We start from the raw sequence: 17215 nt of genomic DNA, 5'->3' as shown, positions 1-17215 counted from the left end.
TGGGTTGGAAAACGCAAAGGCGCAAGTTTTGCTCCTAAGTTTTATATTGTAAGACACAAGGATTTTATCTCCGATAAAATGTGATAACATCAAAAGCTGAATCACCTATCTGAGCCAAGTTCATGCAATTATTTTATTATCTTTGAGAGAATGTTTATCTCATTCCATTATGTATAGCGTATACAAAAAACTATTGCGTTTGACTGGCAGTCAAAAGGCCACGGGTTCGAATCCCGTATTCTCCACTTGATAATTCTACTTAGTTTATTTTTTCCAAATGGTAGTTGATAATTTGGACCAAGTATACTATTGATTAGCTCAATTGCACCTGGAAATCATCACTTAAAGTCAAAACACCTTCTGTGATTGCTTCCGGGTGAGTAGAGAAGCCTTTTAATTTTGAAGTTTTTCCTTTTAATACCAAATCTAAAAGTTGTTTATCGGATAGTTTCTTGCCGAAGATTTCGAACGTAATTTTAAAACCGCAGTTTTTGAAATCGGAGCAGCCTACAGCGGTTTTTCCTTTGATCAGATTATGTTCTTTACATTTCGGGCATTTCGTTTCTTCCCAGGACTGAAGTTCTTTTTTCTGCGCAGGTTCTCTTTTTTTCTTCTCCTTGACTTCTTCTTTTTCTTCTTCCTGGAGGGTAATTACTTTTCCTTTTCCGTACACCACTTTTTCAGTGAGTTCTGTCACCATCTGAATCAGTTCTTCTTTGAAAAGATTAGCTTCATACTCTCCTTTTTCAATTTTACGAAGTTTGGATTCCCATTCTCCGGTCAGTTCCGGGCTTTTTAACAGTTCGTCTTCGATGGTATCGATCAGCTGGATTCCGGTTTGGGTAGCGATCAGATTTTTTCTTTTTTTCTCGATGTATTTTCTTTTGAAAAGGGTTTCGATGATGTTGGCACGGGTAGATGGTCTTCCGATCCCGTTGTTTTTCAGCATTTCACGCAATTCTTCATCTTCAACCTGTTTTCCGGCAGTTTCCATCGCTCTCAGCAGTGTTGCTTCGGTATAAGGTTTTGGAGGCGTTGTTTTTCCCTGGTGAATCATCGGATCGTGGGGTCCGGTTTCTCCTACAGTAAATTCAGGGATGGTTTGTTCTTCCTCTTTTTCTTTTTCCTTATCGGTGGTTTCTTCTTTAGGCTCTTTGGCGTAAACGGCTCTCCATCCTGCTTCAAGAACCTGTCTTCCACTGGTTTTGAAAGGAATGGTTCCTACTTTTCCTTCTACCAAAGTATTGGAAATTTTACATTCCGGATAGAATACTGCTATAAAACGTTTTGCAATCAGATCATAAATCAGTTTTTCTTCTCTGCTCAAATTCTGAGAAGGCGGAATTTCCGTAGGAATGATCGCATGGTGATCGGTTACTTTGGTATCGTCGAAAACCGCTTTTGATTTTGGAATCGGAGCTTCCAGCAACGGAGCAATCAGATCCTGATAAGGATACATTTTCTGAAGAATTCCTGCAATTTTCGGATATAAACTGTCTGATAAGTAGGTGGTATCAACACGGGGATAAGTTACGTGCTTTTTTTCGTAAAGACTTTGCACATAATTCAAGGTATTTTCTGCTGAATATCCATATTTTTATTGGCTTCTACCTGAAGTCCGGTCAAATCGAAAAGTCGTGGATTTTTTTCTTTTCCTTCTTTAATTTCGAAAGAAACGATTTCAAATGGATTTACTTTAAGGTATTCCAGCCCTTTTTCTGCACGTTCCAACGTTTTTAAACGATCAATCGCTGCGTTGAAAATAACGTCACGGTATTTGGTTTTCAGTTCCCAATATTCTTCTGTGGTAAAAGCATCAATTTCTTTCTGACGCTGCACAAGCATCGCCAATGTAGGAGTTTGTACTCTTCCAATGGAAAGAACTGCTTTATTTCCCCCAAATTTTTTCGTAAAAAGTCTCGTAGCATTGATTCCCAATAACCAATCTCCTATGGCTCTGGCATTTCCGGCCAGATACAGATTTTTATAATCCTCTGCAGGTTTTAAACTTGCAAATCCTTCTTTAATAGCATCTTCCGTTAGTGAAGAAATCCATAAACGCTGAACCGGTTTGTTGCATTTTGCTTTCTGCAATACCCAACGCTGAATCAGTTCTCCTTCCTGCCCGGCATCCCCGCAGTTAATGACCTCATCACATTCTTCAACTAATTTTTCAATGACTTTAAACTGATTTTCAACACCTTTATTAGGGATCAGCTTGATTCCAAAGCTGCTGGGAATAATCGGCAGTGAAAAAAGGTTCCAGGATTTGAACTGTGGACCGTAGTCGTGTGGTTCTTTTAAAGTACAAAGGTGTCCGAACGTCCATGTTACGCAATAGCCGTTTCCTTCCATATAGCCTTGTTTAGGCGTGGTAGCGCCCAATACTTTGGCGATATCTCTGGCAACACTGGGTTTCTCGGCAATACATAATTTCATGAACTCGGGTTTATTGAAGGAGTGCAAAAATCGGGATTTTTTTTGACTTTTGCTAATTTAGCTCTAAGTATTGAAACTCTGCCCTATACCCATTAATCTCACTCTTTCCAGCCATTCATAAATCATAGAAGAGTTATATTTCAAATCTCCATTCTCATCTTTTTCTTTTTCTAAAGCAATTGCCATCAATGCAAACTCATTTTCTAAAGAGGTAGAAAAAATTCCTTGGTCATCAGTATTTATAGATACTGAAAGTTGCGGACAATTCCTTATCTTTTCGTGATCTAGCTCTAGTCCCAAATTAAAAAATTTAGTAATTGGATGTTTTGCGTATCTTCTAAAAGTTCCAATAAGATAGTTTGATGTAGGATTAGTTTCAATGGCAATATTCTTATTCTTCAACTCATGCATCATTTTAAACTGAACAGCTTCTACCAATTCCATATAAGCATGAGATATTTCAAATTGCTTAATCAGAGCGCCAGCTTTTTTAATTTTCACATTAAAATGATACTGTTGATAAAGACATTTTATATCTATATTGTTTCGGATATTTTTATTTTTAGGATATTCTTCATTGATTCGGCATCTTTCCCAATAAGTCAAATTAGGTTTTATATAAATATCATCATTTAAATCTGATAAATATAAATAAGGATCATCACCTCGAAGTTTCCAGGCATCAAAATAGGTAGTATGATGAATATATTTTTGTTCTAGCAAGCTTCCTTTATCAAAATTAGCTGTGTATAATTCATAAAATAAATTCTCATACAGCTTCTCAAGCCGATTCACTTCATTTCGATGAATTCCAATACCAAATTTTCTAATTTTGGCTAATAACCAAACAATATTATCCAATACCATCTGTTTAGGAAGCATTAATTTAAACTGCTTGAAAGCATAATATTCTTTAACATCAATTCCTAATGCTAATGCATGCCCAATCCTATCTCCTTGTGTAAGATTTAGAAATCTGATACTTTCATCTATGGCACGCAAACCATCTACCAAATCATAAAAGTCTTCTCCTGCATGATAAGTTGCATATATTTTAGGTTCTTCCAGTTTATCTTTTAAATGGTTAAAATACCCTTTTATTTTATGATTCTTCAAATAGCGGAATCCTTGTGCAAAAACTTCTGGATTTGCATTGAATTCACTAGATGCTGCATCAATTCCTCTGATCAAATCTGAAATTTCAGAATAGCCTTCTCTCAACTGGCTTATGGCTATAGATTGTTTCTTTATTTCTATCCTTAAATCTTGATGTCTGCACAATACTTCTTCTGATAAATCAGAGTATTTTCTACTATCTCTTGTTTTAATATAATGTATTGTATAAAATATATTATGCTTTTTTAAATCAAATGTATTATCATCAGATAATGAACGGTTTAATTGTTTTGATAATATTGCCTGCCTATCTAAAGCTTTATTATAACCTTCTAAGCTTGATTTTAATTTTAACACGCTATCCTTTGGAGCAACTCTTAATTCAAAAGATTTGATTTGACTATGAGATTTAGTATCATGCACAGCCAAATTCATAAATGCTGTATGATATATAGAATCATCAGGTAAAAAAAATTCTTTTCTGTCCTGATACATCGAGAAATTACCAAAACCAACTTTATCATTCACCTGAATAAGCTCTGCTCTAAACTGGGCTTTAATTAACAAATAGGCATGGAATAGATAAATAGATGATTGAAACTTTTTATCTCCAGAATAAATTAACTTAAAGCAATTATATAATAGTTTTCGTTCTCCATAAAACACATAAGATTTCTCAAGATTTTGAATATGAATGTTTTTAGGAATGGTGTAATCTATTATTTCTACATTACCCTTATATTCAAATTGATGCCCCAAATCATATCTTAACACTTCAATATTTTTTGAAAGCTCATGCATATTCATCAACAGATCAAAAGAAGCTGATGAATTGCTCTCTTTAGCTATATCAATAGTAAATTCTTTACTTTCATCTATTTTATTTACTAACCTAAACAACTTATATCTTATATAAGCAGCTTTATAAACAAGTATTTTTAATTCCTTTTTTGAGCTTTCCGATGCATTGGAAGTTTTTGTTAATAGGCTTATTTCTTTCTTCAGATCTACAAATGCCTTTTCAAAAGAGATTGGATGGTTCATTATATTAATCCAACTTAAATCAAAAACAGGTCCTGAGCCTTTTAGATGAAAGTGATTTTCTGCCAATCCCTTTTTTAAAAGTTGATGTAGTCTTTTATTATCCGAAAATGCAGTAGGTCGCCAAGCAAAAAAATCTCTCTGCCTTCTAGATCTATTATCTAAACAAGCATAAAAAGAAGTGGTAAGTATATCTTCTCCAATATAATAAGATAAATCTCTCCACTTTAACAGATGTTCATATATTACAAATGGTTCTAAATCTTGCTCTATTAAAACTTTAGAAGTAAAATGATTTAAAATATGAAAATAGTTCTTATTCTTTTCCTGATGGACATCATGAAACCAATCTGAATCAAGTTTTTGATATACATTTTGAATTTCATCTACGGAATAGTTTGAAAAAGTTCTAAAGCCTTTTTCAATAAAACTATTTACATTAATATATTTTTCTGAATCCTTTTTTGATAAAATAAAATCTGAACAATAATCTGTAAATAATAAACGGATTGATTTACGAAGATTATCCATTTATTTTATTTTTTAGATAGTCAATTAATTCTTTTTTAGTTCTATTAACAATATCTTCTTCTCCGCTTTTAATACCATCTTGATATGATGATAACTCATCAACCACTTCATGAAATTCATCAATAGCTTTTATTTCATTGATAATTGTTGATAGTGTTATGATCTTATAGTTTGGATTCTTCTTTATTCTCGAATGTAAAAGTTTTAGTTTTTCTTTAATTAAATCTAAATCTTGGTTTTCCATTTCTTCAGGTTCAAAACTGTCATAAAGGTTATTTATAATATCAATCAAATGATCCGTAATTTTTAATTCACCCAATTTATCAATTGATAAGCTATGATTATTATTTATATCGTTAACAACTTTGTAATTTATTTTATTTCTAGATAAAAAGGCTAGTATCAAAGTTTTAATTATAGGATATTCTAGAAAATCATTGATAATTGATTTATTACATTTTATATTTTCTAGACTTTTGACAGAACCATAAACAAATAGTAAACAAATTGTATCAAAATAATTATTAGGAAGTTTTTCTTTAACCTCTAATTTTCTAAATTTATTTAGCTCAAACAAAAAAGCAATGGTAAAGTTGGGATTGAATAATTGGGTTATAAATTTTGACTTTAAAAACCATTCGATGTTTAATTTAACAAAATTATCACTTTTATCAAACTTAAATATATGATGTAAGACATCAATATTAATCATATTATGAAATATTGAAAAAGGAGATAGAATACCTTTTTTATAAGAACTTACTAAATGATCTTTTTCAAACTCATTTCTATATGTTTTTTTATTATCCCCTAAAATAAACATAAATTGGCTTAAAATAAATTTTTCTTCAGTATTCATTTTTTTTAAATCAATAGTTCCCTTAAATTCAACGAAATCTCTTGATTTTGTACCTTCTTCCTCTGACATTATTTTAGAATCTACATTCACAAATCCATATTTCAACATATTATTTTGCACTGCCTTATCTTTCATATCCCTTATCCTTATAAAATAATAAAGCTTTAAATAATCTAGAAAAGCAACTTCTTTGTAATTATCAAAGAATAACCTCTTTTCATATGTTAGAAGAGCAAATATTACATCCCCAATAGATATTTTTTCTGGAAGTTTACTTGAAGAGTAACCCTTGAGTTCTTGCACACCAAAAGTTTTATTTAAAATTCGAATAGTTAATAAATTCAAATAAACATTATCTGAATCCTCTATTTCAAGAAAAACTTCATTATAAATTTTTTTATTATTGACTTCTAAAAGCAAGTAATTTTTTAGTAAGTTATAGTTTTTTTCTTCTTGCAAAACATTAAAAAAATTCTGACTTTCTCTAATTGTATGTGGATAAAAATTGTTATAATGAAACGATATTGGTAGATAAACTTCAAAATTCTCAAACAAAACACTAGATAAAACATTAGATAAATCCGATGATTTTATATCAAACAATTCTTTTCTATTATCTAATATTTTCAAATCTAAATTTTTTATCTTTTGTACATCGGGCAATATTAATCTTCGTTTAAAAGGTAATAACTTTTCTAAATATTTATTTATTTTATTATCTATCTCGTTAACATTATTCTTTTCCTTATAATAAATTTCGATAGCATCCCTGAGTTGTTCGATTTTACAAGCAATTAATAAAATTATATTTTTTTGTATTAGAAACTGCCTAATATCCTCCAGCATTAAATAAGCTCCTTCAGTATTTAAATCAAAATCATCTATTGCTATGACTAAGTATTCTTTACCTTTTTCAAATTTTTCTAGATAATTTTTAACAAGATCTTTAAATTTATCCTTTAAATTACTACTTGTAGCAAGTTTGCTTAATGCTTCAATAGATTCTTTTTTATAGATATCTTGTCTATCTGAATTGATAATTTGTAAGTTTTTGAAAACTTCTTGAAAATGATTTATTAAATTACGGCGATCTTCATCTAGCAAAACTTTTATTTTTAATGCATCCTGAAATTTTTGAAACATTTTAGCTAAAATAATTTCAAAGAGACTTTCTCCCCCTCTAAAAAGCGAAGGATCAATAATATCAATTGCAGCAAAAGATTTATTTTGAATAAAATCATAATCAATTTTAGAATCATTTTCATCTTTTTTAAAAAAATCAGTATGATCAGATTTTGATTTGTCAATTAATGATTCTCTAAATGAAATCATTGAAGAAGATTTCCCTTTTCCTCGTTCTCCCGTAAATGCAATAATATTATTAAAATCATCATACTGAGATTCTTTTTCAGATTGTTTAATTATTTCGATTACATTCTTAAGAGCATTTTTATAAACGTCTTTAAAAATAGAATTTTTAAATTGATTTCCAGTTTCTATTTTTACTTTATATTCTTCATTTAAATGAATTTCCAAAGATGTAGTCAAATCAGATTCTCGCTCAGTATCAGTTATATGTTCCATATATTTATAAATTTTCAGTTGATTATTTTTTTAGTTTAATTAACTAATATAATAAAATTCAATACATAAAAATTACGGGTTTCCACAATAAAAAAGCCCCCTTATAAAAAGAGGGCCGGATCAACAATGTAATGAAACTAGTTCATTATTTCTTTTTTACTTCTGAAATGGCATCGGAAATTCCTCCGCCTGCGGTTTCAAAGAAGGCAGGACCAGCCAGAAGATATACTTTTTCTAATTTTTTGGTGGTGGATAATTTGTGTTCTTTCAGGTAATTTTCAGAACGGTTGGCATGTACGATTCCTCTTACTACATTTCCGGCTACCAAAGCGGTGGGTGAATCTATTCCGGCATCTTTCAGATCGCTGGCGAATGCAAAATTGGTAACGCCTAATCTCATAGCTTCACGGGCTGCCACTTCGCCTACGGAAGTCATTAAATCAGGGGTGAATTTATTACGGTCACCTAAACCGATCAGCAATAATTTCTTTGCAGACATCGATCCTGCAGGAGGCGTAATTAAAATCGTCTCCAAGGAATGTCCCTGAAACTGTCCTGTTTTTCTAAGGTTGGTCAGTTCTCCTTTTAAGGCCTCATCCAGGTGAACCAATCCGTTCAGTTTTGCCGGCAATGCCTGAGCACTGAAGATGTCACCTTCTGTATATTCGAAAACACAGGCTACCTGAAGCTGGGCGTCAGCAGACGATGGGCCCTGTACCAATCCTATCATGGAGATTCCGTCTACGGTTCCCCAGGTTTTGGAAGTTCCGATGGCTGTTGTTTTTGCAGGAGCTGTGGCTGTAGTTTGTGCAAAGTTTAAGGTAGATAATGCTAAAGCTGCAATTACCAGTGATTGTTTTAGTGTATTTTTCATGTGATTTATTTTTTGTTGTTTGTTGTGGGGTTCGGGATGCGAGTTGCGGGTTATTTTTGTTGCGGGTTTTAATTTTTGTTTGTTGGAATAACGCAAGGGCGCAAAGTTTTTTTAAGGTTTATGTTGTTAAGGCGCGAGTCGCTTCGCTCCGGCTAATTTTATTTCTTTTCAAAGGTAGTTTCTGTGATGGAGAGGTGCATTGATGTGGGATAATTGTTCAATTTATTTTCAAATGATCTCATTTTCAAATTTCAAATTCCTTGTGTGTGTTTAAAATTTAAATACAATTCTGGAATTGATGAAGAGTCCGTCTTTGTGGTTGTCGATTACATCGTTAATGAAAGCTCCGGTATTGAAATACTGTATTCCTGTATTAAAGGTTAAAAATGGATTGATCTTATAATTGAAACTTCCTAAAAATGCGGTTCCGATGTATCTCTTTTTTGAGTTGGAAGACGCCAGGTTTAGTGTTCCGCTGGGTCTGTAAATCCCGTCCTGGATAGAATATCTCCAGTTGAAAACTACGTCTGCCTGCACCGTTATTTTTTTACCTAAATCAATAGTTGCATAGGGATGGATATCAATTAAATTCACCGGACCAATCTGAGGATTAAATCCAAAATACCCACCTTTCGGATACAATGGATTGAATGTTCCCAATGTTCCATCTCCTTTATTACTGTCTCCTGAAATATAATCGTTTCTAAGGTTGATGGTCGGTTTTCCTTTTACATTTTCAAACATATATCCGATGTCTGCAGAAGCCGTCCATGCACTGATATTTCCTTTATTAAAGTTCCCAAACTGATAGGCTGCTTCGAAATTGTAAATAAAACCTCCTCCATATTTCCAGAATCTTCCGCCAAAAGTATGTCTGTTCTCATCGGAAAGTCCATCTTCAAAACGTACATCCTTTCTGTGAATCCCCAGATAATAGAGCTCCAGATTTCCGCTTCTGGGAATAATCCATGTGTTGTAACTTCCCCAAAGGTTGATTGATTTTGAAGATTTGTTATCAAATGCTCCCGGGCTTATTTCACTGGCAGCCATCATAAAGGCATCAGATCTGAAGTTCCCTCTTTTGTACATGAATTTTAATCCATCAAAATAAAGTCTTAAATTCGGACCTTCTCTTACTGAGATCAGTCTTCCGCTTCCATAATCAAGTTCCTGTCTTCCGGCACGTACGGTCAACTTTTCTTTATCATTTTTCAAAATATCAACATCAATGAAAAGATTCTGAATATTCAAATGGTCTTCGTCAATAGGTCTCGGACCATTCTTTCTTCCATTTTCCCATGCACTTCTCACCTGTCCGAAAATTCTTACTCTTGAGCCCAGATGCAGATCTGCATGTACACTGTATCTTTGAATCAGAAAAGGATTGCTTCCAATTCCCATTCTTCCCCAATCTTCATTATTAAAGTCTACAAATTCCAGTCTTGCTTCTCCTCCCAATGAAAGATAATTGTTGCTTTTTTCTGCAATCGGTATGTATTTGATGGAGTTGTAAAAAGTTTTTGCAGAGTCTTTATAGGAAGCATAATCTTCATCAAACCTCATCAGCTTAAACTGAGCAGAAATTTGAACGGGAATAAAAATCTGCAGCAACAGTACAATGGCGATCAGTTTTTTCATGATGATTTCTTTGTTAAATAATGATCCACCGAATATCTTCCAGCTCCCATAAACAGTAAAAACAGATAACATAAACTGTACATAAAAGGTGTATCTTTCACCAATAAAGCATCATTCCAATGAAGTATAAAATATCCTGTAAGGGTCACTGCCAGGATTGGTAATACTGCAATTCTTGTGAAAAAACCAAAGATCACAAATACCGGAAATACCAGATTGGCTGCATCAGCAAAAAGATTGTTGAAAGCTTCAGGAAGATGCAGCGGGTTGGGTACCTGCTCTGCTTCTGAAACGCCTACTCCTATTTTTTTTAATCCGTGTGCTACGATTAATTCTACAGAAAGGAAGATTCTGAAAGCTAGAAGGGCAGCATCTGTTAATTTTCTTCCAGGATTGGTATTGGTGATGATATGGATTAACTTTTTCATGATTGGAATAAATTTTAGCTATGAATTAAATTGATTGTCGTGATTGTATTAATGCTGGGTTGACCACCCCGTCAAAAATTCTTTGAATTTTTGACACCCCTCCAAAGGAGGGGAATTTTCACCCCTTCAGTTGGAACGTTGATTGATTTGAATAATTAAAAACTTTTGTGGCTAAAAAATTATTTTGTCTGATAGCCTCCGTAATATTTTACAGGTGACCAGTCGGGGATGACTGGAAGTGGTGCCGGAGCTGCTGTTTTGTAGGTTTCATCTCCGTACACGACTTTTCCGTCTACGATCGTCAATTTTGAGGTGATGTTTTTGATGTCTTCATCATTGACTGTGAAATAATCTTTATCCAGAATGGTAAGATCTGCAAAGTATCCTTTCTGTATTTTTCCTTTCTGATAGTCTTTAATGAGTTCGTATCCTCCGTAAGTAGAAAGTGATAAAGCAGTTTTTCTGTCCAGCGTATTTTCTTTACCCATCACCTGAGTTCCTCCTATTGTTTTTCCTGTGGTGATCCAGTATAAAGCTACCCATGGGTTATAACTTGCGACTCTTGTTCCATCTGTTCCTAATCCAACCGGAATTCCCATTTCCAGCATTTTTTTCACCGGAGGAGATGTCAAAGCTGGTTTTTTACCATATCTGTGGATGAAGCTTTCTCCCTGATACGCCATTCTGTGCTGTACTGCAATTCCTCCGCCCAACGCTTTGATTCTTTTCATATTATCTTCGGTAACGGTTTCTGCGTGGTCGATAAACCATACTAATCCGTTCAAAGGAGTTTCTTTGTTTACTTCTTCAATGACATTTAAAAATCTGGTTATACTTTCATTATACGTCGCATGAATTCTGAAAGGCCATTTGTTTTTTACCAGAAGACTTACCACCTCTTTCATATTTTTCTCCATCGTAGCCGGAAGTTCGGGTCTTGGGAAAAGAAAGTTTTCAAAGTCGGCTCCGTCTGATACCAGGTTTTCCCCTCCACCGTTGACATGATAATCGATTTCATTAAAATCATTATGACCATGGTCGTCAATTTCTACCATTCCAATCCATTTGGTGTAATCGGCAAGCTCAGATCCTTTTTTCTGGGCAAATAAATAGTAAGGAAGACGAACGGTAATTTTCCCTTGTTTGTTCAGCTGATCTGTTGTTCCGTAGTCATCCGGAAAATTCTGGAATCCTCCACCTGCGTCCATTACTGCAGTCACTCCCAATCTGTTCAGTTCCGTCATGTATTGAAGGGTAGAATTTACTTTTTCTTCTTCTTTCAGTTCCGGCAGTTTCGCTAATGTTGAATAAAGTATAAATGCATTCGGTTCTGCCACCAATAATCCTGTAGGATCTCCGTTATTGTCTTTTTCAATTAAACCCTGAGCAGGGTTTGGGGTATCTCCATTGATATTCAGTTCTTTTAATCCGGCTTTGTTCAGCCAGGCTTTTCCATAGAGATACATGATGAAAGTAGGCACATTTCCCGTAGCTTCATTAATTTCAGCCAGTGTGGGAAGTCTTTTTTCTTCAAACTGATATTCATTCCAGCCTCCAATGACTCTTACCCATTGTCCCTTCGGTGTTCTCTGAGCCTGTTCTTTCAGCATTTCCAAAGCTCTTTTTAAAGATTTCACACCATCCCAACGAAGTTCGGTATTGTAAAATCTTCCTCCTCGGATTACATGTAAATGGCTGTCAAATAATCCGGGAATGACTCTGTTTCCTTTAGCATCAATGACTTTTGTATTGCCGTTTTTTAATTTTAAAATCTGGGCATTGGTTCCTACCTGTAAGATTTTATGGTCTTTGATGGCAACAGCCTGTACTTCCGGATTTTTATCATCCATTGTGGTAATCTTACCATTGGTAATGATCATGTCTGCTTTCTGAGCATTCAGAATTCCTGCTGCCAAAACTGTGGAAAGGGTAAGTATATTCAGTAGTTTCATAATTTCAATATTTAAGTTTGAAGGTTTCGGCAGGCTTTCAGCCTGCCGAAACAGTCCCATTAGTGTTTTAACATTTCCTGAGCATACTGAATTCCAATACCGTAAGCTCCACCATGTTTTTTCATCAGATCATTAACAGGTTTATATGTTTCTTTTCTAGCCCAGTCTCTCTGTAGTTCCAATACATACTGCACAGAAGTGATAGGATGTGCTCCTGCCTGAACCATACGGGTGATTGACTGATCGTGCGCTTCTTTAGAAATATCCCCAGAAGCATCTGTTACTACATATACATCGTAACCTTCGTCAATCGCTGATAATACAGGTCCTACGATACATACACTTGTCCATAATCCTGCGAAAACCAGTTTCTTTTTATTTTTTCCTGTAATGGCTTTATGGGCATTAACGTCTTCCCATGTATTCATGGTAGTTCTGTCTACATATCCACTGGTTGCTTGCGGATATACTTCTGAAATTTCTGGAAAAACAGGCCCGCTGAATGACTTTTCTGCCACCGTTGTTACTACTGTAGGAACATTGAATATTTTTGATCCACCTGCTACCAGTGCCACATTGTTTCTTAACTCTTCCATGCTGATGCTTTTGGTTGCAAAAGCCATTTGACCTTCGTGGTCGATGAGTACTACTGCGTGATTGGTAGGATTTAATAATGATTTTCCAGGGTTTTGAGCTGATGCAGTTAATGATAATAAACCAGCTGCAAATGATAGGATTAATTTTTTCATAATAATTTAAAATTTAAGAGTTGTTATTTTTGTTTAATTTTTATAGTGTCATCGGTACGTCCATTAAAAGGATTTCTGTACCTTCCTGAAGGGTTTTGATCGTAATTTCCTGAATATCCCAGACTCCGAATCCATCTCGTTCTTCTATAATCTCACCGCCTATTTCTGCGCTTCCCTTCAAAATAAAAGCATAGACTCCGTTTCCTTTTTTTCTGATTTGATACTGTGTTTCTTTATTCTCCTCAAAAGTTCCCAGATGAAACCATGCGTCCTGATGGATCCATACACCTTCGTCATCTGCATTGGGGGAAAGAATCTGTTGAAATTGATTATGACCTTTGGTTTTATCTAATGTAATCTGATCATATCTTGGTGTCACATTTCTTTTTTTCGGATAAATCCAGATTTGAAGGAATTTTACCAGCTGATCACTGTTTTTGTTGAATTCGCTGTGCATAATTCCTGTTCCTGCACTCATGACCTGAATATCTCCGCTTCTGATCACCGCTGTATTTCCCATGCTGTCTTTGTGTTCAAGGTCACCTTCCAAAGGAATACTGATGATTTCCATATTGTCGTGAGGGTGGGTTCCGAAACCTCTTCCTGCTTCCACTTTATCATCATTCAGGACTCTCAATACTCCAAAGTGCATTCTTTCAGGATTATAATAATTGGCAAAACTGAAAGTGTGCTGGCTCAACAGCCATCCGTGATCTGCCTTCCCTCTTGTATCAGCTCTGTGGATCACAGAGTTTTCTTTTATTTTTGATTCTGTATTGGGAAGATGATTGTATCCGATCGGTTCTAGTGGTTCGATCTCATCGATATCATTTTTCATAGCGCTTGCCAAAGAAGCTGATGCTACAAACATTCCTGTTCCCAATAATCCTTTCTTTAAAAAATCTTTTCTGTCCATATCAGATTGTTATTTGTTCTTGTTTGATGAGACAAATTTAGAGAGACCGGAAACCCTGCACATTTAACTAGTTTAATAAATGACTTTTCAGCAAAAAAAAATGCCGGATACTTTTGTATCTGGCAGTATGAAGTATATTGGATTGCTTTTTTTGAAATCTCTGCAATCTGCAAGTATAAAAAACTAAGATTTATTTCTCCTTTGAAGCAAGACGCTTCCTAATGGTGCTTACAAATTCTTTTGAAACCCCAAGGTAAGAAGCAATGTAGTATTGTGCTACTCTTTGCGGGATGGAAGGGTATACTTTGATGAACTCAAGATATCTGTCTGATGCGGTTTTGGAAATGGTATTCACCAGTCGGCTTTGCAGGGTTGCCAGGTTCCTCTGAACCAGCATTCTGAAAACTCTTTCAAATTTGGGAACTTCCTGCAGCAGTTTTTCTTTTGTTGTAGTATTCAACATATAAATTTCAGAATCTTCCAGTGTTTCGATAAAAACCTTAGAAGGCTTCTGTTCATGAAATGATGCAATATCACTAATCCACCAATCTTCGATGGCAAACAGTAACGTTACTTCGGAACCATTATCATCCAAACAATACATTCTCACACATCCTTTATGAATATACCCTTCAAACTGGCAGATTTCTCCTTCTCTGAGCAAAACCGTTTTCTTTGGAAACGACTGGCAAACAAGCAGATCTGTAAAGGTTTTTTCTTCTTCAGGAGTGATTGAAATAAATCGTGTAATATTTTTGATGATATTTTCAAACATGGCGTCAGGTTTATCCCTGCAAATTAGGAAAAAGACTGTAAACTTCATTCTTTAAAAGTCCACTTCCTCCTCCGTAATGATCGATTACTTTAACGTCCTTATCCAAACCGGCACAGAATATTTTTATATCTTTCTCAAAATCTTCTTCCAATCCAGAGCTTAAAAGGACAATATCTACCACATTTTCTTTTATATATTCATAACAGAAATTTTCATCACTTTGTATTTCTGCTGTCCAGCCTTCATTGTTTTCTATAATTCTTTTTAAAGTATCCAGAATTTCCTGGTTCTTTCCTATGACTAAAAAATGTAATGTTTTCATGTTGTTGAAGGTTTAAAGTTTAAAATTCAAGGTTCAAGGTTCAGAGTTTAATGTTTATACTGTTTATGTAAAGGGTAAATTGACGATTTGGATTTCTGCGGAATGACATAGTGTGTGAATAGATAAAGTGCTTAGTTTTTCCATTCGTAGAAATCTAAACACTTTTACTCCCAAATGCACCCAATCAATAACCCGAATCTGGAAACCTGCTCTACCCTAACAACACTCAAACCCTATGACTCTCAGGCCCGAAACCCCATCTCGTAATATCTCTATAAATGCTTATTTCCTGTAATTTTTAATTCATTCAGATCCAGTTGTGATTCTGCTTTTCGGATCTCGTAATCACTGAAGAGTTTTTCGCGTTTCATTTTAAAGAGTTCTTTTCGCTGTAAGGCAAATATATCCATCATTACTTTATGATATTCGGCCATATCGTTTTGCCTGTTGGTACACATTTCGATAGAATTGAGATGATTCTGGTGAAGTTTGATATCACTTTCCAGCGTATTTTTAAGATTTTCAAGGAGACTATTGCTGTTCAACACCTCATTGTATTCGTTATCAAGCCTCTGAACGGCAAGTTTATCCAGTCTCATCTGAATCCCGGCCTGCTGTTCATGGGAAGGAAGGATATGATCGATCTCCCCTATTTTTGTTAATTTAATAATCAGAGGTAATGTCAATCCCTGAAACACTAATGTCACAAAAATGACGACAAATGTGATAAAAATGATCAGATTTCTCATAGGAAATTCAGCCTGCGAATTCATCATAACCGGAATGGACAGTGCTGTTGCCAGTGAGACCACTCCTCTCATTCCTGCCCATCCTATAATCAGGGGGTTTTTCCATCCCGGACTCGGATCACGGCGGGCTTTTTCACTGAACCACCTTGGAAGGTGAGCTACGGGATAGATCCATAAAAGACGTACCACAATGACAATCAAACTTATAACCAAACCATATTTGATACCTTCCATTACTGAAATTTCACCCAATCCATTGATGATATCAGGAAGTTCAAGACCTATTAATACAAAAACCAAAGCATTCATCACAAAGATAAGCGTGTTCCAGACTCCTGTCATATTGATTCTGGTAGTTCCGGTTTTGAAAATCTCATGAGCACGGAATGACATAAACAATCCTCCGCTCACTACCGCCATCACTCCCGAAAAATGGAAATGTTCTGCAGAAAGAAATAAAATATATGGCGTCATTACGGTAAGTGCCGCATCAATAGCAGGTGTTGTAGGTAAAAAACGGTGAATGGCATAAAAAATATGTGCTCCGGCAATTCCTACGACAATTCCCATTCCTGCTACCAGAAAAAACTGTCCTGTAGCTTCATGCATTGAGAAAGCACCCGTCATTACAGCGGCCAGAGCAAACCTGAAAACGATCAGTGAGGAAGCATCATTGATAAGACTTTCTCCTTCCAGTATAGCGAGGGTACGTTTTGGTACTTTTAATCCTTTTAAAACCGTAGTGGCCGCCACAGCATCAGGCGGTGAAACAATTCCTCCCAATAAAAAACCTAAAGCCAGCGTAAATCCCGGAATCAGCATTTGTGAAGTGTAAGCAACAACCAAAGATGTAAGAAATACCAACCCAAATGCCAACAAGCTGATGGGACGTTTCCATTTCCAGAAATCATTCCATGAAGTGTACCAGGCTGCTTCGTATAAAAGAGGTGGTAAGAAAATCAGAAATATAATTTCCGGATCCAGCTTTAAAACAGGGACTCCGGGAATAAGGCTGATCCCCAACCCGGCAAGTACCAGAAAGATAGGATAGGCAATTTTGATCCGTTGTGCCAGCATCACCAGCAGCATGACGAGTAATAAAAGGCCTAATATTAAAAGTAATTGTTCGTGCATGTTTTTTGAAGTTAGATTTCAGGTTCTGATCATTTATGTTTGGGCTAAAGCCAGTGGTAAATTTATTTTTTTAAAGGCGGGCTAAAGCCCGCCGTTATTGAATATATT

At 35.0% G+C, this 17215-nt stretch carries 11 protein-coding genes, 1 tRNA gene and 1 pseudogene; 1 reads left to right on the top strand and 12 read right to left on the bottom strand.

Translation table 11 applies throughout. From position 1 onward, the window contains the following. Window positions 1-175 precede the first annotated feature (175 nt). Window positions 176-245: transfer RNA gene (locus KBP46_RS22450), tRNA-Ala, on the top strand. Window positions 246-313: 68 nt separating this feature from the next. On the opposite strand, the pseudogene KBP46_RS22445 reads toward KBP46_RS22450, so the two are convergent. From KBP46_RS22445 to KBP46_RS22390, 12 genes and pseudogenes are all read right to left on the bottom strand, one after another. Then, window positions 314-2439 (bottom strand): annotated as a pseudogene (locus tag KBP46_RS22445) (DNA topoisomerase 3). Between the two features lie 63 nt (window positions 2440-2502). Next, window positions 2503-5127: a hypothetical protein gene (locus KBP46_RS22440; RefSeq protein WP_216444231.1), complete on the bottom strand. Its 2625-nt coding sequence runs from the start codon at window positions 5125-5127 to the stop codon at window positions 2503-2505. Next, on the bottom strand, window positions 5120-7570 hold the full coding sequence (locus KBP46_RS22435; protein WP_216444230.1) for a hypothetical protein: 2451 nt from the start codon (window positions 7568-7570) through the stop codon (window positions 5120-5122). Before KBP46_RS22435 ends, KBP46_RS22440 begins: the two co-directional genes overlap by 8 nt. 145 nt (window positions 7571-7715) lie before the next feature. Beyond that, window positions 7716-8444, bottom strand: coding sequence for a M17 family peptidase N-terminal domain-containing protein (locus KBP46_RS22430; protein ID WP_216444229.1), 729 nt, complete (start codon window positions 8442-8444; stop codon window positions 7716-7718). 270 nt (window positions 8445-8714) lie between these two features. Beyond that, on the bottom strand, window positions 8715-10082 hold the full coding sequence (locus tag KBP46_RS22425; RefSeq protein ID WP_123279663.1) for an alginate export family protein: 1368 nt from the start codon (window positions 10080-10082) through the stop codon (window positions 8715-8717). Beyond that, window positions 10079-10510: a DoxX family protein gene (locus KBP46_RS22420; RefSeq protein ID WP_216444228.1), complete on the bottom strand. Its 432-nt coding sequence runs from the start codon at window positions 10508-10510 to the stop codon at window positions 10079-10081. The genes KBP46_RS22425 and KBP46_RS22420 overlap by 4 nt, the downstream gene beginning before the upstream one ends. 179 nt (window positions 10511-10689) lie before the next feature. Further along, the gene (locus tag KBP46_RS22415) at window positions 10690-12462 is read right to left on the bottom strand and encodes an amidohydrolase (RefSeq protein ID WP_216444227.1); all 1773 of its coding nucleotides are present in this window, start codon (window positions 12460-12462) and stop codon (window positions 10690-10692) included. A 59-nt stretch (window positions 12463-12521) separates the two neighbouring features. Further along, complete coding sequence (locus KBP46_RS22410; protein WP_110010611.1) at window positions 12522-13211, bottom strand: hydrolase; 690 nt, start codon at window positions 13209-13211, stop codon at window positions 12522-12524. A 40-nt stretch (window positions 13212-13251) separates the two neighbouring features. Further along, a complete protein-coding gene (locus tag KBP46_RS22405) occupies window positions 13252-14127 on the bottom strand; it encodes a pirin family protein (RefSeq protein WP_216444226.1) in 876 nt (291 codons plus the stop codon). Window positions 14128-14317: 190 nt separating this feature from the next. Then, entirely contained in the window at window positions 14318-14902 is a 585-nt protein-coding gene (locus KBP46_RS22400) for a Crp/Fnr family transcriptional regulator (protein ID WP_202839206.1), read from the bottom strand. A 10-nt stretch (window positions 14903-14912) separates the two neighbouring features. Then, a complete protein-coding gene (locus tag KBP46_RS22395) occupies window positions 14913-15224 on the bottom strand; it encodes a hypothetical protein (protein WP_110010608.1) in 312 nt (103 codons plus the stop codon). A 272-nt stretch (window positions 15225-15496) separates the two neighbouring features. Further along, window positions 15497-17107: a Na+/H+ antiporter gene (locus KBP46_RS22390; protein ID WP_216444225.1), complete on the bottom strand. Its 1611-nt coding sequence runs from the start codon at window positions 17105-17107 to the stop codon at window positions 15497-15499. Between the last annotated feature and the right edge of the window lie 108 nt (window positions 17108-17215).

Origin of the sequence: Chryseobacterium sp. PCH239 (genome assembly GCF_018924625.1) — a bacterium.
Taxonomy (GTDB): Bacteria; Bacteroidota; Bacteroidia; order Flavobacteriales; family Weeksellaceae; genus Chryseobacterium; species Chryseobacterium cucumeris.
Note: the sequence above shows the minus strand (reverse complement) of the source record. Positions and strands in the feature narration are given on the sequence as shown.